A 19808-nucleotide genomic window follows, 5' to 3' on the forward strand; every position below is an offset into this window, starting at 1 on the left:
TTATAAACCTACTCTCTTTCTTACAAAAGCTCTTGCATCCGCATCTATTTTGATTAATTCATCAAGAGATGGATTTTCAACAACAGTATGTGCATTCATGGCTTCTTCAATTAAATCAACGATTTCTAGGAATTTAATCTTTCCATCACGGAATAACTGATTGGCTTCTTCATTTGCGCCATTGAAGACACAAGGCATACTGCCCCCTATTCTTCCTGCACGATAAGCAAGAGGTAATGCTTTAAATCTTTCTGTATCAGGCTTATAGAAATGAAGTGTTCCAATGTCTGATAAAGAAAGTCTCTTACTATTAATAAGCGGAATTCTATGAGGATATGTTAAAGCATATTGAATAGGCAAACGCATATCTGGAGTACCTAATTGTCCGATTACTGCAGTATCTGTACATTCAATCATAGAATGTACAACACTTTCAGGATGAATCAATACTTCAATATCATCATAATCTACATCAAAAAGCCATTTGGCTTCCATAACCTCTAAACCTTTATTAACTAAAGTCGCACTATCAATAGTGATCTTTGCACCCATGCTCCAGTTAGGATGATTTAATGCCTGTTCAACAGTGGCATCCTTTAATTCATCCAATGATTTATCACGGAAACTTCCACCACTACATGTTAAAAGTATTTTTGAAATTTCTCTTGGATACTCTCCATGCATTGATTGGAAAATAGCACTATGTTCACTATCTACAGGTAAAAGCTGAATGCCATATTCTTTTGCGAGAGGAATAATTATATGTCCTGCAACTACTAGAGTTTCTTTGTTTGCAAGTGCAATATCCTTACCTGCTTTAATTGCTTCGATAGTTGGTAATAATCCTGCAAACCCTACAATCGCATTAAGAACTATTTCTGTCTCTTCAAGAGTACTAATTTGAATAAGTCCTTCCTGTCCAAGATAAAAATGACGATCCGGATATTTTTCACTTAAATAATCATAATCTTTCTGTTCTAGCACACAAATATGTGGAACAGGAAGTTGATTCATGATTTCTTCTAATTTCTTGATATTGTGTCCTGCTGACATTGCAACAATTTCAAATTCATCAGGATGTCCAGTCACAACATCAATTGTCTGTGTTCCAATAGAACCAGTCACACCAAGTACTGTAATTTTTTTCATAGATTGCCTCCTTCATTAGAGTAATGTAAGTAAGAATCCTAAAATCATAGAATTAAAGATGATAGAATCAAATCGATCCAACACACCACCATGACCAGGGAAAATCTGAGAATAGTCCTTTACTTCAAAAGTTCTCTTAATAGAACTGAATGTCAAATCACCAATCTGACCTGTTGTTGCAAGTACAAAGCTCATTAAGGCAAGATGAGGAAGTGCATAAGGAATCTGAACACAATAAGCATAAGCTAAACCTAATAAACCACCACATACTATACCACCAATAGACCCTTCAATTGTCTTCTTAGGTGAAAGACGAGGATTAAGTTTATGTTTACCAATTGCACGTCCCACAAAATAAGCAAATGTATCAGCGCCTAAAGTCGCAAGTGCTAAGAAGATAACATATCTGATATCTAAGGCTGTTCTAAAATAATAAATAGCATGAAGACCAAGAGCTACTAAAGTCGCACTTGTAAAGTAATATGAAATCCTCAAGAAAGGCATACCTGCATCAAAGATTCCACAAGTTAATAATATAACCATGTAGATTACAATAAACATATTAGTTACAAGTAATCCTTTTGAAAAGAATAATGAACCTAGAATATAAACACCTATTATTCCATATAAATAAAAATGTGGCTTAGGTTCTTTTGTAATAGATAGTAATTCATATGTAGCCATAGCCCCAATAAAAGCTATAAGGATTTTAAAAGGAATACCACTTACAATAACACATGGTAAAAACAAAACTACTAATACAATCGCTGTTATGACTCTTTGCTTCATTTCTTCACTCCTCCATAACGACGATCTCTATTCTGATATTTCCAGATACATTCATGTAATTTTTCTGCATTAAAATCTGGCCAATATGCTTCATCAAAAATAAATTCAGCATAACTTAACTGCCATAATAAGAAATTTGATAAACGACATTCCCCACTTGAGCGAATCATTAAATCAACAGGTGGTAATTCTTTCGTCATTAAATGAGATTCAAAATAATCTTCTGTAATATTATCTAAGTCAATCTTACCTTCTTTATATTCTTCACAAATCGCTTTAGTGGCTTCAACGATTTCATCACGTCCACCATAGATGAATGCAAAGACAAGCTTTAATCCCGTATTATCTTTAGTTTTATTAATAGCATCATTAATAATGTCTTGAGTTTCCTGTGGTGCGAGTTCTAGATGACCAATTGTCATAATACGTACATTATTATCCATTAGTTCCTGAAAATATAAAGAGAAGAACTCTTTAGGTAACTTAAAGATATATTCTACTTCACTCTGTTCTCTTTTAAAGTTTTCAGTAGAGAATGCATAAACAGTCATTGCTTTTACACCTAAGTTGTTAGCTTCTAAAGCAAGATTTCTTATTGTTTTAGTTCCTTCATGATGACCATATGTTCTAGGCATTTTTCTTTTCTTTGCCCATCTTCCATTTCCATCCATGATAAATGCGATATGAGCTGGAATTCGATTCATATCTAATGTATATTTTTCTTTTCTTTTAAAAAGCATAATAATCACCTCATAAACCGTATTATAACATAGTGCACTCCATTTTCAAACAGACAAAAAAAGGAGGATTTCATAATCCTCCCAAAATAACATTAAACTGTCATTAAATCCTTTTCTTTTTCTTTAGCAATCTGGTCAATCTTCTTAACAAATTCATTTGTTAAATTCTGAACATCTTCCTTACCTGCTTTTACTTCATCTTCAGTTTCGCCAGTCTTTTCAACATCAGCATTCGCATTTCTTCTGATATTTCTTAAAGCAACCTTAGCTTCTTCAGCAAGCTTATTTACCTGCTTAACCATTTCTTTTCTTCTTTCTTCAGTTAGAGGTGGAATCACAATACGGATGACTGTTCCATCATTCTGTGGAGTTAAACCTAAATCAGCCTGATAAATACCATGTTCAATATCCTTCATTGAATTCTTATCATAAGGCTTGATTACTAACTGACGACCTTCTACAACTGAAATACCAGCAACCTGATTAAGTGGAGTTGGTGAACCATAGTATTCAACCATAACTCTATCAAGCATGCTTGGATTAGCACGTCCAGTTCTAATATTAACTAATTCATTAGAGAAAGCATCAATTGATTTCTCCATCTTTTCTTTTGCTTCTTCAAGTACTAATTCTACCATTATTATTCTCCCTTTGAAATAATTGTGCCAGCCACTTCCTGTTTACATGCTAACGCAATATTTCCTTCTTTCTGCATATTAAATACACTTAAATCAATGTTGTTGTCTTTACATAAAGTAATAGCTGTCTGATCCATGATCTTTAAATCTTTATTAAGAACATCTAAATAAGTTAACTTATCAAACTTAACAGCATTTGGATCTAACTTAGGGTCAGCTGAATAAACACCATCAACACCATTCTTAGCCATTAAAATAACATCTGCATGAATTTCAGCAGCTCTTAATGCAGCAGTTGTGTCTGTAGTAAAGTATGGACTACCAGTTCCAGCTGAGAAAATAACAATACGACCTTTTTCAAGATGACGTACAGCTCTTCTTCTGATATATGGTTCAGCTACTTCTTTCATATCAATAGCAGTCATAACACGTGTTTCAAGACCAATTGATTCTAAAGCATTCTGTAAAGCAAGACCGTTCATAACAGTTGCAAGCATACCCATGTAATCTGCACTTGCTCTTTCCATACCCATATCGGCGCCAGTCTTACCTCTCCAGATATTACCGCCACCGCAAACAATCGCAATTTCAACACCTAGATCTTTTGCATCTTTGATCTGCTGTGCAATGTCTTTAACTACAATAGGATTAATGCCAAAGCCCTGATCACCAGCCAAAGCTTCACCACTTATTTTTAATAAAACTCTTTTATAATTCATATGGATCTCCTTCTGTAAAATCTACAAATTAATTATAAATAGAATTAAGTTTTTAGTCAACAACGAACTGATACCACAAAACTTACTCCACAAGCAAAAACTTCCTGATTAAATAATCAGGAAGCATTTATACTATGAATTAGTATTTTTTGGTAAGATTAAGTTTAAAATAATAGCTGTAATAGTAGCAAGGACTACTGGAGACTTACCAAAGATAGTTGTCACCCAAGATGGGAATGATGCAAGTGCTGCATTTGCCTGAGTAACACCCATACCAAGTGCAACAGCTAAACCAACAACTGTAGTATTTCTGAAATCCATTGGATGAGATGCAATTAATTTAATACCTGTCATCGCAATAGATGCAAATACAGAAACTGTAGCACCACCAAGAACACAATAAGGAATTGTAGTTAAAAGTGATGAAAACTTAGGAATAAGACCTGCAACTAAAATAATACTAGCTGCAATTCCAAATACCTTTTTAGATACAACTTTTGTTGAACCAACAATACCAACATTCTGACTATAAGTTGCAGTTGGTAAACCACCAAAGAATGCACAGAAGATATTAGTTAAACCATAAGCAACAATACCACCATTTAGTTCTTCATCAGTAGGCATACGATCCATCCCACCTGTAGTAGTAGCTGAGAAATCACCAATTGCCTGAATAGAGTTAATCGCGAATAATACCGCAATTGCCACACATGCTGCTGGATTAAACTTCACACCAAAATGCATGAACTGTGGCAAAGCAAACCATGATGCATTTGCGACAGCTGAGAAATTGATCATACCAAAGCAGAGAGCAATAATATAACCAACAATAATACCAATTAAAATAGAAGCTAGTTTTAAAATTCCTTTACCATAATGATTCAAGAAAGTAACAACAGCTAATGTAATAAAAGCAATAAGCCAGTTCTGCCAAGAACCATAATTTTTAGAAGCTGCACCACCAGCCATATAATTAATAGCTGTAGGATACAATGATAAACCGATTGAGAATACTACTGTACCAGTAATAAGTGGCGGAAAGAATTTTCTAATCTTCTTTACAAATAGTCCTACAATAACAGCAACAATACCACCAGCAATCTGTGCACCTAAAATAGTTGCAATATCAAATTCACCAGCAATTGCCTGCATAGTAGGTAAATAGGCAAAACTAATACCCATAATAACAGGTAATCCTGCCCCAATTGCAAGTTTTTTCCCTCTTAATAACGGAAAAACCTGAAATAATGTAGAGATAGCAGACATTGTAAGTGCAGCCTGAATCAGAATAACTGAATCGCTTGCTGAAAGTCCTGCAACTCCTGAAATAATAATAGCAGGTGCAACACATCCGACAACCATGGCCACAACGTGCTGAAGTGCTAAAGGTAAAGCTTGTGATGTAGAAGGCTTTCCGTCTAATTTGAAAAGTTCTTCTGACATACTAGTTTGATCTTTACTCATATTTCCTCCTCATTTGTATACAAAAAATACAATTCAGATAATAACACGTAATTGATTATTGTGCAATGGATTTATTATTATAAGAAAATAGTAAAAAAAGAAGTACTATTCGTACTTCTTCTAAGAATCATAATTATTTTTTAGCAGCAGCCATCTGAGCAGCTACTTCAGCAGCGAAGTCTTCTTCTTTGTGTTCCATACCTTCACCAACCATGAATCTAGCCATTTCAACAATTTTACCGTTTCCTAAGAACTGAGCAACTGTTAAATCAGGGTTCTTAACGAATTCCTGGTCAACTAAGCAGATAGCTTTTAATTCTTTATTTAAACGTCCAGCAATCATCTTTTCTACGATGTTTTCTGGTTTTGGTTTAGCTGACTTAGCATTTTCTTCTAAAGCCTGTTTCTTTAATACTTCAGTTTCCTTAGCAATATGTTCTGCAGGGATAGCTGATCTATCGATGAACTGAGGAGCACTTGCAGCTACATGCATAGCAACATCTCTAGCCTTTTCTTCATCACTATCAGCGATCTTAACTAAAGCAGTAATCTTACCACCCATATGAGAGTAAGCACCGAATACTTCGTTATCAGCCTTAGTCATAACAACAAATCTTCTTAAAGATAATTTTTCACCAATCTTACCTGATTTTTCTGCGATTGCAGTAGCAAGGTCTTTACCATCTAATTCAATCTTTAAAGCTGCATCTAAATCAGCTGGTTCATTTGCAACGATAGTCTTTGCAACATTGTTTACTAATTCCTGGAATTCAGCATTCTTAGCTACGAAGTCAGTTTCTGAGTTAACTTCTACTAAAGCTGCCTTATTACCATCAATTACAAATGCAGATAAACCTTCAGCTGCAATTCTGTCAGCCTTCTTAGCTGCCTTTGCGATACCTTTTTCTCTTAACCAGTCAAAAGCTTCTTCGATGTTACCGTTAGTTGCATCTAAAGCCTTTTTACAGTCCATCATACCTGCACCAGTTTTTTCACGTAATTCTTTTACTAATTTTGCACTAATTGCCATTTGTTTTTCCTCCGTAAATTTTATTAAAAAGGAGAAAGCATAATGCTTTCTCCTTTTGATTATGCTTCAGTCTTGTCAGTTCTTGGAGCTTTATTTCTTCTAGGACCGTTCTTATATCTTGGTCCTCTGTTGTTTTTATTTTCTTCAACGCTTGCAACTGCATCGTTCATTGTAACTTCTTTTTCTTCTTCATCTTTAACGAATGCTACAGTAGTAGGTTCACCCTTAGCTTCGCAGATAGCATCAGCCATAGCAGCAACGATTAACTTAACAGCTCTGATTGCATCATCGTTTGCAGGGATTACGTAATCTACTTCATCAGGATCACAGTTAGTATCAACGATACCGAATACTGGGATACCTAAGATCTTAGCTTCAGCAACAGCATTGTGTTCAACCTTTGGATCAACTACGAATAAAGCGTTTGGTAACTTCTTCATTTCTTTGATACCGCCAAGGTTTCTTTCTAACTTAGCTTTTTCCTTCATAAGAAGAACTGCTTCCTTCTTAGTGTACTGTTCTAAGCTTCCGTCTTCTTCCATCTTTTCAAGTTCGATAAGTCTCTTGATTCTCTTCTGGATAGTCTTGAAGTTTGTTAAAGTTCCACCTAACCATCTAGAGTTTACAAAATAAGAACCAGATCTTTCAGCTTCTGTCTGAACAGCTTCCTGAGCCTGTTTCTTAGTACCAACAAATAAAACCTTACCGCCCTTTTCAGCGATTTCTTTCATTGCCTGGTAAGCTTCATCTAATTTGTCTGAAGACTTCTTTAAGTCAATGATATAGATTCCATTTCTTGATGTAAAGATGTATGGAGCCATTTTTGGATTCCATCTCTTTGTCTGATGTCCGAAGTGAACACCAACTTCTAATAATTTTTTCATTGAAATTACTGACATGTGTAATTTCCTCCTTTTTGTTTTTTCCTCCACTATTTCTAACATAGCCCACCAATAAGGCACTCGAACCATGAATCCATAGTGTGTGTATTTCAAACACCATGACATAGTAACATAAAATTAAATAAAATACAATAAAAAAGAGAAGAAAATCTTTCCTTCTCTTCTCTTAAATATCTTTCATATCAAAATCATTTGGTTCAATATAAATATCAAATTGTTTATAGACTAGATATACGATTGGCGCAAATACTACATTCATCACTAATGTTGGAAGATATCTCATTGTAATAAATTGAATAACTCCAATATAAGTAAAACGTGAAATAAGCATCAGCCAGTAAACAACAAATTCCTTAAACGTAACAATAAGAATCGCATAAACAATGAATTCTAAGCAAGTCATGTTATCATTTCTATAAATGTATGTTCTCACAAATGTAATGGCACAATAGATGAGAATATAGACCATTAAGGAATTAGAATAACAAACAGTATAATATAGACCACATGCTGCACTAAAGAAAAATCTTTCGGATTTGTCATGAACTGTGATAGTTAATAAAGAAAACATAAGTAATCCAATACATGGAACAAATGTAAGACCTGAACGATTGATATTAGTAGGAATAAAGTAATTAATAACACTATCAATCAAATAACAGACAAACATAATCAGGAAATTCTTCAAAATCTGATTATTCTTCATATTAGTTTACCCTCTGTACAACTGCTACATAGTTCAATGAATCAAAATTAACTGAAGGTTTTACAGTAACATATTTGCCTGATGCATCAGTACCCTCATTAAATCCTACAACCTTACCTACTAGTATTCCTTTAGGAGACTTTCCTTTTCCCCCTAAACCACTCGTAGTCACATTCAAATCTTTCTTAATTTTATCCACTGTTGACAAGAGAGAAACCTTATAAGTACCTGACTTTACATTATAGCTATTAACTAAACCATAATATGTATTTTCTCCATCTACAATCATAACAGGAAGCTGAACACTATTATTTTCTGAACAAAGTAATGTCACAGTAGAAGAAATAGTACCTACTTTAGTAACAGTTCCAATCATTCCTTTAGAAGTAATAACAGCCATACCTTTTTGAATCTGAGAATTACTTCCCATATTAATCTTCACCTGATTACTCCAAGATTCAGCATCTCTTTCAATAATAGTTGTATATTTAACTTTATAGTCAGTAGGTAAAGATTCAATGTTCGTAATCTTCTTCATTTCTGACAATTCATTTGATAATACTTCATTCATTGCAAGCTCACTCGCATAATTATCAAGTGAACGCTTCAATTTCTTATTCTCACGATAAACAAGCTTAAGATCATGATACTCAGTAAATACATTTTTTACATAATTCACTGGTGCCTTGATAACATAATATTCAGCATTTGCGATTGTATCCTGAAATACGCTTGAAAATGGCAGTTCTGTAATACCTGATACAAGAGCATATACAGATGTCACAATCAACACAACAGTGATTACGATCATTCTTCTTGTATGCTTGTTTTTCTTCTTTTTATACAATGACATCACCTCGGTGAATACATTATAATATCTCTTTTTGAAAAATGCAATCATAAGGAAAAACAGTTATCAGATTGAAGAACAGACCCTCTCTGCTTTAAAACTATAATATTGATTTCTTCCAATAATGATATGATCCACTATATCTACATTCATCATTTTTCCTAGTTCTATAAGTTTTTGTGTCATATTAATATCTTCACTAGAAGGATGCGCATCCCCTGAAGGATGATTATGTACACAAATGATACTAACCCCATTAAAAGCAAGTGCTTCTCTGAATATTTCTCTTGCAGAAACAATGGACATATTGACACTTCCCACAAATAATGTCTTTTCCGCAATCAAACGATTATGATTGTCTAAAATCATAATCAAAAAATGTTCCTGCGATAAATGGGACATCTTGTTTTCTAAATGATAGAAAACTTTAGCTGGATTATCATATATCTCATTCATATCTGTATGCATATTAATTCTCTTAGAAAATTCTAAAGCAGCCATAATCCCTATCGCTTTGGCTTTATTGATTCCCTTAAAAGATAATAGCTTTGCAAAAGTAATAGAATGAAATCCACTCATTCCCTGTATTTCTCTTAATATTGTAGAAGATAAATCTAAAACTGACTGCTCCTTATTACCTGTTCTTAATAATAATGCAAGTAGTTCTTCATCCGTCAATGATTCTATACCGTTTAAGAGTGCTTTTTCTCTTGGTTGAGAAGACTGTTCAAGTCCCTTGATCATAAATTTCACCTCATATTTGCCTTTTAAGTATATGTATTTAACACCTTGAATTCAATTCCATGCATTTTACATCTTACTTTCATTCTTATTACAAACTCATAATATTTTTGTAAAAACTTTTGATTATTCTCAACAATCACGACACAAGTCGGATTACTTTTTATCACTACACTAATGCATTTATTCATATAATCATTATAGACATTATCCAATTTATTCTCTATTTTCTGTATCTTCTCTAAAGTTTCTTTACTATTATTAGAATTTTGTTCTTTTCTTGATAATCGTCTCTTTTGTCTGAATAATTGTTTCTCTAATTTCTCAATATTTTCTAATACATCCACTCTTTGTATGCTTAATCCATTTATCGTAAATATACATTCAACTATATCTATCTCAATTCTTACTTCTCTATCAACTGTTTCCATTTTCCTTCACTTCCTTATAAATAAGGGTGCGTTTCGCACCCTTCTCTTCTTATTTTCCCCATTCTAATGTGATAAGACGACCTAATCTGAGTCGACCCTTAGCAGATCTAAGTAGTTTTAATCCAGCAACTCCTAGTAATGCATAAATAATATATGTCAATGCACTACCACCACAGATCTGTTCCTGGCTACTAACGGATAATTCGTACATATTTACTCCTTTCTAAAATATTGTAAATGAGACAAATGAACTATTTCATCCTTATTACTCTTCCACCTCTTAGATGACTCAAAGATGCTCTCAACAATTTCATGCCAGCAATACCTAGAAGTGCATATATAATACGATACATAACACTTCCACCATTAATCTGCTGTTGTCTTTTCGTAGATAGTTCGTACATCTTTACTCCTTTCTGCCCCCTCTACTATATCTATACGTCTAAAAAAATGAAATTACTTAAAAAAAATCCCCAAAATGGGGATTTTTGATTAGTTCATCTTAGCAAGTTTTTCTTTTGCTGCAGCATATTTAGAACGATAATCTTCTAATTTAGCTTTTTCTGCTTCTACTTTTGCAGCTGGCGCTTTAGATGTGAAATTAGGGTTAGATAACATACCTTCACCACGCTTGATTTCACCTTCAAGCTTCTTGATTTCTTTTTCAACCTTTGCCTTTTCAGCTTCCATATCAATATACTGACCTAAATCAATATTAAGTGTATTACCACCCTTGATTACTTCAGTCGCATTATTCTTACTTGTTGGAACATTATATCCTACACAAGTTGCGTTAACCAGTTTGCTGACATAAGGTGCAATTTCCTTTAATAATGCTTCAAGATCATCCTGTTTAGTAGTGATTGTATAATCAACTTCAATACTATTCTTGATAACATAAGTATGTCTGATTTCTCTTACGCCCTTGATAATATCAATTAAATAAGCAAACTGATCATTGATTGTGTCATTATCATATTCTGGATTTACTTCTGGCCATTTAGAAATAACGATAGATTCTTCATTATGTGGAATAGCCTGATAGATTTCTTCAGTAACGAATGGCATGATTGGATGTAATAATCTAACAATAGTATTTAATACATAAACAAGTGTGTTTAATGCAGATTTCTTAGCAACTTCATCATCACCTGTTAAATGAAGTTTAGATAATTCGATATACCAAGAACAGAAATCATCCCAGATGAAACGATATAATTCAGTTCCTACATTGATAAATTCAAACTTATCCATGTTTTCATCAACACTTCTGATTACTTCATTTAATCTATTCAAGATCCACTTATCAGCTAAGTTAAGTGTTGCATAATCTAATTCTTCTAACTTTTGATCTTCATCAATGTTCATTAATACATAACGTGCACTGTTCCAGATCTTGTTAATGAAGTTCCAAGTAGATTTTAATTTAGCTGGTACATAACGCATATCAGCTCCTGGTGAAGAGTTATTTAATAAGAACCATCTTAATGAGTCAGCTCCATATTCATCAATAACATCCATTGGGTCAACACCATTACCTAATGATTTCGACATCTTACGACCCTGTTCATCTCTGATTAAACCATGAATTAAAACATTCTTGAATGGTCTTCTACCAGTAAATTCGATTGACTGGAACATCATACGGCTTACCCAGAAGAAGATAATATCATAACCAGTAACTAATGTATCAGTTGGGAAATATCTCTTATACATTGGATCTTCTGTATTAGGCCAGCCCATAGTTGAGAATGGCCATAAAGCACTTGAGAACCATGTATCAAGAACATCTTCATCCTGAGTCCAGTTTTCTACGTCTTTAGGTGCTTCTCTACCTACATATAATTCACCTGTTTCATTGTTGTACCATGCAGGAATACGATGTCCCCACCATACCTGACGTGAAATACACCAGTCTTCAATGTTGTTCATCCAGTTAGAGAATGTCTTTTCAAATCTTTCTGGAACGAAATCTACTCTATCATCAGTTTTCTGATTCTTTAATGCATTTTCAGCTAATGGCTTCATCTTTACAAACCACTGCTTAGATAAATAAGGTTCTACAATCGCATGAGAACGTTCTGAGTGACCCACTGAATGCACAATAGTTTCAATATGATCTACAACACCTGCTGCTTCAAAATCCTTTAATAAAGCTTCACGGCATTCAAAACGATCCATTCCTTTATATTTACCAGCTAAATCATTCATAGTACCATCTTCATTCATACACTTAGGCATTGGAAGATTGTACTTTTTTGCTAGCTGGAAGTCATTTGGGTCATGTGCTGGTGTACATTTCATAACAGCAGTACCAAAATCAAGATCAATATAGCTATCAGCCATAATTGGTAATTCATCACCATTAGCAGGGTTGATTGCTTTCATACCAACATATTTCTTATATCTTTCATCATCAGGATGTACGAAAATTGCCTGGTCAGCAAACATTGTTTCTGGACGTGTAGTGGCAATGACTAAAATATCATCAGAACCAACAATATGATAATTGAAGTAGTACATATGACCTTCAATATCTTCATGATATACTTCGATATTTGATAATGCAGTTCTTTGTACTGGGTCCCAGTTAATGATCTTTTCACCCTGGTAGATTAATCCCTTTTCATATAATCTAACAAAGACTTCCCTAACAGCATCTGATAAACCTTCATCAAAAGTAAATCTTTCCTTTGAATAATCAAGTGATAAACCTAATTTAGCCCACTGTGCACGAATGATATCTGCGTATTCTTCTTTCCATTCCCAGATCTTATCAACAAGCTTTTCTCTACCTAAATCATAACGAGAAATACCCTGTTCTCTAAGTCTAGCTTCTACCTTAGCCTGAGTTGCAAGTCCAGCATGGTCCATACCTGGTAACCATAATGCATCATAACCCTGCATTCTCTTATAACGGATAATCATATCCTGCATAGTAGTGTCCCATGCATGTCCTAAATGTAATTTACCAGTTACATTTGGTGGTGGAATAACAATACTATAAGGCTTCTTTGTTAAATCACCTGCTTTAAAGTATTCCTTATCTAACCACTGCTGATATTTACCTTTTTCTACAGCTAAATGGTCATATTTAGTTGGTAACTCTTTCTTCATTTGTTTCGTCCCCCTCAATAAATGATTCTTTATGTTCTCTAATATACTTAGTTAACTTTGGCATAAAATCAGTACCTGCAATCATAGTAATATATTCATGTGTGAAGTCTGAGAAATTATAAGAAGAATAATCACCCATATCTTCATCTTCTTCACCATTTTCCATGATTTCATTCAATCTTCTTGCACTTTTTACTAATTCTGCAATCTGCGGTTCACGCACATTATTGAAATAAGTTTCTAATTCATCCGCATATACTGAATAAGCAGGTGTTTCAAAGAAAGATCTAATTGTTTTAGTAGTACTTACACATTCATTTAACTGACTGATACCATAGACAGTTCTTTCTTCCATATTTAATTTATCTAGGAAGTTTTCATCTTCATCTTCTAAATCACCAATAAGTGCAACAATTAAATTGACTAAATCCTTATCACTGCATGCATCAAATTTTTCTGATGTGAAATGCTTGTTTTCATCTTTGAAATCCGCAAATCGTAACGTTTCTTCCATCTGTTTGTCTTTGATTGCTTTTGTTTTCTTATAATAGAAATAACATAATGTGATTATAAATAGAGTAAAAGCAACCAATATCGGTGTTCTGTATTCCATAATTCCTCCTTAAATAAAAAAGAGCATGTGCATAAGGACGACTTATATCGTGGTACCACCTTATTTCACATACTCTGTATGTCTCTTTACTTTAACGCAGTATTACGTATTTGGCTACTTCATTCACCAAATATGCTCCAAGGCTACCTTCCAGTCTTCACTCTCCTCTTTCACACCAGCCAAGAGGTCTCTTTAAGAAGAATAACTGTACTCCTCCTCTTCAACGCTTGTTATTATTCTACCAAAGGCTTTACTATAAGTCAATGAACTTATTTACCTAGATATTCTAAACTTATTTACCTAGATATTCTAAAGCCTGGGCAAGAACTGAATCACCATTCATCATACCATAGTCCTTCATACCAATCATATATACTGGAATAGAACCAACAGTTTTCTGAATTTCTTCCTTTGCATAACGAACCTGTGGTCCAAGGAAAATAATATCAGCTTCTACATCCTTTAAATCTGTATTTTCAGCATTCACTGCCCAAATTTCAGCTTCGACATTCTGCTTAGTCGCTGCTCTTTTCATCTTTTCTACAAGTAAGCTTGTACTCATCCCTGATGCACAGCATAATAAAATCTTAATCATCAAAAAACTCCCTTCTTGCGACACATTATATACTAAAATAAGACGTTTGTGAAGAAAGAAAAAAGAGAGATGTTATGATCTCTCTTCGCATAATTCTAAGATACAATCCCAGACTTCTCTGACACCTTTTTTCTTTAAGCTAGAAAAACGGACAAAGTGGTCACTTGGATCAAAATCCAATGTTTCTTTAATCAGCTTCTCATTTTTAACAAGTTCATTACGTTTTAGCTTATCTTCTTTAGTTGCAACAACAATAACAGGAATACCAAAATGCTTGGCATAATCATACATTGTTACATCATCATCTTTAGGTTTATGACGATAATCCACAATAAGAATCATCGCTTTTAGATTCTTTCTATTACGTAAGTAATTGTCAATCATTTCTGAGAACTGCTCTAACATCTTCTTTGGTACCTTTGCATAGCCATATCCTGGTACATCAACAAGTCTTATTTCATCATTAATATTAAAGAAATTAAGAGTACGTGTTTTACCAGGAGTTGAACTGACCTTTGCAAGTCCCTGCACATTGGTTACTGTATTGATAAAACTTGATTTACCTACATTTGAGCGTCCAGCCATCACTACTTCAGGTAATGATTCATCTGGCCACTGACTAGACCAGGCTGCACATAACATGAATTCGGCTTTTTTAATTGTATACATATTACTTTACCAACGCATTTTCTAAAACAGTATCAATATGATCTGCTGTGATGATAGTTAAATCATTTCTTACAGATTCTGGAATATCATCAATATCTTTCGCATTATCCTTAGGAATAATAATTGTATGAATACCAGAACGATGTGCAGAAATAGACTTTTCTTTTAAGCCACCAATTGGTAATACATTACCTGTTAATGTCACTTCACCTGTCATTGCGACATCATCACGTACAGGCTTTTGTGTGAAAGCTGAATAGATAGCAGTTGTTAAAGTGACTCCAGCACTAGGACCATCCTTCTTTACTGCACCTTCAGGTACATGAATATGAATATCCTGCTTATCAAAATCAATATCCTTTAAGCTATACTTATCAGCATGTGCCTTAAGATAGTCTAACGCAATTGAAGCAGATTCTTTCATGACATCACCAAGTTGACCAGTGACGATGAATTTACCACTGCCTTTGAAGTGATTGACTTCAATTGGAAGAATATCTCCACCAAACTGTGTCCATGCTAGACCAGTGACTACACCTACCTGAGGTTTAGGCTGTTTCTTTGTATGGTCAAAAGGTGCTTTACCTAATAATTCTTCTAAGTCGTTTACTTCCACAGCAACATGATCAGTTGTTTTCTTAAGAATCTTCAATACTGATTTTCTACAGATTGCTGCAATTAATCTTTCTAACTGACGTACACCTGCTTCACGTGTATAGTGTCTAATAATATACATTAACGCATCATCAGTAATAGTTAACTGTTCATCAGTCAAACCATGATTCTTAAGTTCTTTCTTAATTAAATGATCTTTCGCAATCATTAATTTTTCTTGTTCTGTATATGAAGATAGTTCAATGATTTCTAATCTATCACGTAATGGTTCAGGAATACCACCTAGATCATTTGCTGTTGCAATAAATAAAACCTGTGATAAATCATAGGGTTCTTCAATATAGTTATCTGAGAACATAGAATTCTGTTCAGGATCTAATACTTCAAGCATAGCACTTGTAGGATCACCCTTATAATCACTTGCCATCTTATCAATTTCATCTAATAAGAAGACAGGATTCATGACACCTGCTTTTTTCATACCCTGAATAATACGACCTGGCATAGAACCTAAATAAGTTCTACGATGACCTCTGATTTCTGATTCATCAGTCACACCACCTAAAGAAATTTTAACAAACTTACGATCTAAAGCACGTGCAATAGACTTAGAAATAGAAGTCTTACCAACACCTGGTGGACCTACTAAACAAATAATAGGTGCCTTTAAAGACTGAGTCATCTGTTTAACAGCAAGCTGTTCTACAATTCTTTCTTTAGGTTTCTTTAAACCGAAATGGTCTTCATCAAGAATTTTTTCTACCTTAGTAATATCCTGATTATCTTCAGTCATTTCAAACCAAGGAAGCTTAGTCATCCAGTCAAGATAAGTACGTACGACATTAGCTTCTGGTGAAGTAGAAGGCATCATTTCATAACGTGCTAACTCTTCAGTTAACTTGTCTTTTACATTCTGTGGATAAGGATTATCCTTAATCATAGAACGGAATCTTTCAACTTCATCCTCACCATTAGGTGCATCACCTAATTCTTCTTTAATTGCCTTAAGCTTTTCTCTTAAATAGAATTCTTTCTGGTTTTCATCAATACTCTTCTTAACACGATTATTAATAGAATTTTCAATTTCATTAATAGCCTTTTCCTTCTGCATAGATGCAAGAACTAACAAAAGACGTTTATTAATATCTGGTTCAGCCAAAATCTTTTCTCTTTCTACTAAATCAGAATTAATATAATGACCAATAGTATCAGCAAGTTCACTTGCTGATAAACCATGAGTAATATTTGAAATTAATTCTCTAGGTAACAACTGACTAGCCCCATTCATTGACTGCATCTGTTCAGTCAACTTACGTACTAGCGCAGTTTCTTCATTAGGATCACCATGAATATCTTCTAAATAGCGCACCTTTGCATAATAGCATTCACCTTCAGTATAAAGTGATTCTAATTCAACACGCTTCTCACCTACTACAGTAAGTTTGATTGTTCCATGGTTATCTTTCTTAATACGTTTTGTAATCTTACAAAGTGTGGCATGGTGATATACCATGTCAAAATTGATTTCTTCTTCTAAAGGATGGATCTGTGAGACTAATACAATATTAGAATCATGCTGACTTACGGCTAAATCCATTGCATTTAAGGAAAATGTGCGTCCTACATCCAAAGACAATTCATGTCCTGGAAATACAAGCATACCACGCGTACAAATAACAGGAAGATCAACTGTTACATTTAAATTTTCCATAACCTATTTCTCCTTTCTTAGAAAAAATAAGACGCATAGGCGTCTTATTTCACATTATCTTTAATTAACTGAAGAGCCTTTCTGTGAGTTAAATCACCCTTTACTACATATTCCTGACCACCAAGAACCTTCTTAACTTCTTCAAGTGGCATGTTGTAGTATGTAGCGATTTCTTTCATTTCATCTTCCATTTCTGCATCAGTCACTTCAATGTTTTCTGCCTTAACGATTTCATCAAGGATTAAGTTTAACTTAACTCTTTCTTCAGCCTGATCTCTTACGTCAGCTTTGATATCATCCATTGTCTTACCAGTCATCTTAGTGTATAATTCAATGTTTAATCCCTGCTGAGATAAGTTCTGGTTGATTTCGTTAATGATGTTCATAACTTCGCTATCAACCATTGCATCTGGTACATCAATTGTATTGTTAGCAACAACAGCTTTGATTACTTCTTCATTGAACTTATTTTCAGCTTCAGCCTTCTTCATAGTTCTGATCTGATCTTTAATCTTTTCCTGTAACTGTTCTAATGTTTCAACACCTTCGATGTTAACATCTTTAGCTAATTCATCATCAATTTCAGGTAAAACCTTAGCTTTGATTTCATGAACCTTAACCTTGAATACTACTTCAGCACCTGCTAAATCAGCTGCATGATATTCTTTAGGGAAAGTTAAGTTGATTTCTTTTTCTTCACCAGCAGCCATACCAACTAGACCTTCTTCAAATCCAGGGATGAATGAGTGAGAACCGATTTCAAGTGAATAGTTTTCTGCTTTTCCGCCTTCAAAAGCAACACCATCTTTGAAACCTTCATAATCGATAACAGCTGTATCGCCTTCTTCAACTGTTCCTTCTTCTTTAACTACTAATTCAGCGAACTGCTTCTGGTAGTCATTTAATCTTTCTTCAACATCTTTCTTAGTTACTCTTACCTGAGCCTTCTTAACTTCTAATCCTTTGTATTCACCTAATTCGAATTCAGGTTTAACTGGACAAGTGAAAGTTACTTCTAATTCAGTTTCAGTAGACTTAACAATGTTTGCAGTTGGCTGAGCAACTGGAGTTACATTGTTGTCAACGAAGATCTTAGCATAGTTTTCGCTTAAGATTTCTTCAACAGCCTGTTCTCTTAATGCCTTAGCACCAATCTTAGCTTTGATTAAATTCTTTGGAGCATGTCCCTTTCTGAAACCATCTAACTTAACTGAACCAGCTAACTTATTTAAAGCCTTTTCCTGAGCTGTTGCCCATTCTTCTGTATCGAAAACGGCTTTGATTTCAACCATTGATTTCTCAAGTTTTTTAACTTCTGTATTCATTTCTTAATCTCCTTTACTATTTGCAATTGCTATTATACATGAAAGATTCATGCAATGCAACAATTTAACACTCTAATTGTTTGAGTGCTAATATTTCTTTTTCTACATCTGATAAATCGCAATTGTAGTCAATTTCTATATCAGATGGATCGACTGGCATATTCTGTAATGTTGCAACGTAATAGTGTAGTGTTGCTGCTACTAGATCACAGTCTTCTGGCATAATATCCTTAGGATAAATAGTATAAAGATAATATTCCAGATAATCGAGACATTGTGAGAGAAGCGTAGGATTATCATCTTCTAATACTCTTGAAAGAGATTTACCAATCAATGTATAACATTCTCTTTCTAATACTAAAGGACTATAAGAGCCATTAAAGTAATATGTTTCATCACCTTTCACTACAGTGAATTCCTCATCCACCTGTTGATCAATCAAGATTTCCATAATAAGTGTCTTCGCAAAAGATGACTTATGAGGATTTTTTAAAAATCTTGCTACTTCAGGCATGATCATACGGATGTTTAACTGCTGTAATTGATCAAGGGCCATATAAATTAAATCATCATTCACTTCATCTCTATCAAGCAGACGTCCAATTTCCTGTGCAGACATAATGGTACTCTTGTTTTCTAGCTGGTAATTCTTTTCCTGTTTCATAAGAATAATTTCATCATAAACTGCATTGAATAAGTTTTCATACTGCTGAGGGATATAAGGCATGGATAATTCTTCAATAAGAATATTAATTGCCTGTTCATATTCTTCAAGTTCTTTTAAAGCATTTAAATATAAAGCAGTCACTTCATAATAAGTGTTATTGGCCTGCATTTTCGCAACGGCCCCTTCCTGCATACATCTTTGATAATCTTCTAATGCATTCAAGCATACAAGACGATAATATCTAGTCATCTCGTCATCCATATCTGTCAAACGACTTAATGCGACTTGATACTGGCCTTCTTCAATAAGTTCTTCTATCATGTTTGCCTCCTTGAGT

21 protein-coding genes and 1 other annotated feature are annotated in these 19808 nt (G+C 34.0%); all 21 genes read right to left on the reverse strand.

Features of this window, described 5'->3' with window-relative positions:
- The gene (locus tag DW269_RS00415; protein ID WP_117458062.1) at positions 1-1149 is read right to left on the reverse strand and encodes a 1-deoxy-D-xylulose-5-phosphate reductoisomerase; all 1149 of its coding nucleotides are present in this window, start codon (positions 1147-1149) and stop codon (positions 1-3) included.
- 15 nt (positions 1150-1164) lie between these two features.
- Positions 1165-1938 (reverse strand): phosphatidate cytidylyltransferase, encoded by a 774-nt coding sequence (locus DW269_RS00420; protein WP_117458063.1) that lies wholly within the window; start codon positions 1936-1938, stop codon positions 1165-1167.
- Complete coding sequence (locus DW269_RS00425; RefSeq protein WP_022424328.1) at positions 1935-2678, reverse strand: isoprenyl transferase; 744 nt, start codon at positions 2676-2678, stop codon at positions 1935-1937. The genes DW269_RS00420 and DW269_RS00425 overlap by 4 nt, the downstream gene beginning before the upstream one ends.
- Positions 2679-2770: 92 nt before the next feature.
- Positions 2771-3316 (reverse strand): ribosome recycling factor, encoded by a 546-nt coding sequence (gene frr / locus DW269_RS00430; protein WP_117458064.1) that lies wholly within the window; start codon positions 3314-3316, stop codon positions 2771-2773.
- A gap of 2 nt (positions 3317-3318) precedes the next feature.
- Positions 3319-4035 (reverse strand): UMP kinase, encoded by a 717-nt coding sequence (gene pyrH, locus DW269_RS00435; RefSeq protein WP_022424326.1) that lies wholly within the window; start codon positions 4033-4035, stop codon positions 3319-3321.
- Positions 4036-4167: 132 nt separating this feature from the next.
- Positions 4168-5499: a uracil-xanthine permease family protein gene (locus DW269_RS00440; protein WP_117458065.1), complete on the reverse strand. Its 1332-nt coding sequence runs from the start codon at positions 5497-5499 to the stop codon at positions 4168-4170.
- A gap of 133 nt (positions 5500-5632) precedes the next feature.
- A complete protein-coding gene (gene tsf / locus DW269_RS00445; protein WP_117458066.1) occupies positions 5633-6529 on the reverse strand; it encodes a translation elongation factor Ts in 897 nt (298 codons plus the stop codon).
- A gap of 59 nt (positions 6530-6588) precedes the next feature.
- Positions 6589-7428, reverse strand: coding sequence for a 30S ribosomal protein S2 (gene rpsB, locus DW269_RS00450; RefSeq protein ID WP_022424323.1), 840 nt, complete (start codon positions 7426-7428; stop codon positions 6589-6591).
- A 169-nt stretch (positions 7429-7597) separates the two neighbouring features.
- On the reverse strand, positions 7598-8137 hold the full coding sequence (locus DW269_RS00455; protein ID WP_117458067.1) for a hypothetical protein: 540 nt from the start codon (positions 8135-8137) through the stop codon (positions 7598-7600).
- 1 nt (position 8138) lies between these two features.
- On the reverse strand, positions 8139-8990 hold the full coding sequence (gene mreC / locus DW269_RS00460) for a rod shape-determining protein MreC (protein WP_230310111.1): 852 nt from the start codon (positions 8988-8990) through the stop codon (positions 8139-8141).
- 63 nt (positions 8991-9053) lie between these two features.
- The gene (gene radC / locus DW269_RS00465; protein WP_117458069.1) at positions 9054-9731 is read right to left on the reverse strand and encodes a DNA repair protein RadC; all 678 of its coding nucleotides are present in this window, start codon (positions 9729-9731) and stop codon (positions 9054-9056) included.
- Between the two features lie 23 nt (positions 9732-9754).
- The gene (locus tag DW269_RS00470; protein ID WP_117458070.1) at positions 9755-10159 is read right to left on the reverse strand and encodes a hypothetical protein; all 405 of its coding nucleotides are present in this window, start codon (positions 10157-10159) and stop codon (positions 9755-9757) included.
- A gap of 49 nt (positions 10160-10208) precedes the next feature.
- Positions 10209-10370 (reverse strand): hypothetical protein, encoded by a 162-nt coding sequence (locus DW269_RS12690; RefSeq protein ID WP_022424318.1) that lies wholly within the window; start codon positions 10368-10370, stop codon positions 10209-10211.
- A 40-nt stretch (positions 10371-10410) separates the two neighbouring features.
- Positions 10411-10563, reverse strand: a complete 153-nt coding sequence (locus tag DW269_RS12695; RefSeq protein ID WP_187012533.1) for a hypothetical protein — start codon at positions 10561-10563, stop codon at positions 10411-10413.
- A gap of 88 nt (positions 10564-10651) precedes the next feature.
- The gene (locus DW269_RS00475) at positions 10652-13276 is read right to left on the reverse strand and encodes a valine--tRNA ligase (RefSeq protein WP_117458071.1); all 2625 of its coding nucleotides are present in this window, start codon (positions 13274-13276) and stop codon (positions 10652-10654) included.
- Positions 13254-13889: a hypothetical protein gene (locus DW269_RS00480; RefSeq protein ID WP_117458072.1), complete on the reverse strand. Its 636-nt coding sequence runs from the start codon at positions 13887-13889 to the stop codon at positions 13254-13256. Before DW269_RS00480 ends, DW269_RS00475 begins: the two co-directional genes overlap by 23 nt.
- A 30-nt stretch (positions 13890-13919) precedes the next feature.
- Positions 13920-14122 (reverse strand) — a binding site (T-box leader).
- 59 nt (positions 14123-14181) lie between these two features.
- Positions 14182-14484 carry a PTS sugar transporter subunit IIB gene (locus DW269_RS00485; RefSeq protein WP_022424314.1) on the reverse strand — a complete coding sequence of 101 codons (303 nt, stop codon included), beginning with the start codon at positions 14482-14484 and terminating at the stop codon, positions 14182-14184.
- A 72-nt stretch (positions 14485-14556) separates the two neighbouring features.
- Complete coding sequence (gene yihA, locus DW269_RS00490; RefSeq protein WP_117458073.1) at positions 14557-15153, reverse strand: ribosome biogenesis GTP-binding protein YihA/YsxC; 597 nt, start codon at positions 15151-15153, stop codon at positions 14557-14559.
- A 1-nt stretch (position 15154) separates the two neighbouring features.
- Positions 15155-17479 (reverse strand): endopeptidase La, encoded by a 2325-nt coding sequence (gene lon / locus DW269_RS00495; RefSeq protein WP_117458074.1) that lies wholly within the window; start codon positions 17477-17479, stop codon positions 15155-15157.
- 44 nt (positions 17480-17523) lie between these two features.
- On the reverse strand, positions 17524-18804 hold the full coding sequence (tig, locus tag DW269_RS00500; RefSeq protein ID WP_117458075.1) for a trigger factor: 1281 nt from the start codon (positions 18802-18804) through the stop codon (positions 17524-17526).
- 64 nt (positions 18805-18868) lie between these two features.
- The gene (locus DW269_RS00505) at positions 18869-19792 is read right to left on the reverse strand and encodes a hypothetical protein (RefSeq protein WP_117458076.1); all 924 of its coding nucleotides are present in this window, start codon (positions 19790-19792) and stop codon (positions 18869-18871) included.
- Positions 19793-19808 lie beyond the last annotated feature (16 nt).

It is taken from the genome of Catenibacterium sp. AM22-6LB, from assembly GCF_003435615.1.
GTDB classification, from domain to species: domain Bacteria; phylum Bacillota_I; class Bacilli_A; order Erysipelotrichales; family Coprobacillaceae; genus Catenibacterium; species Catenibacterium mitsuoka_A.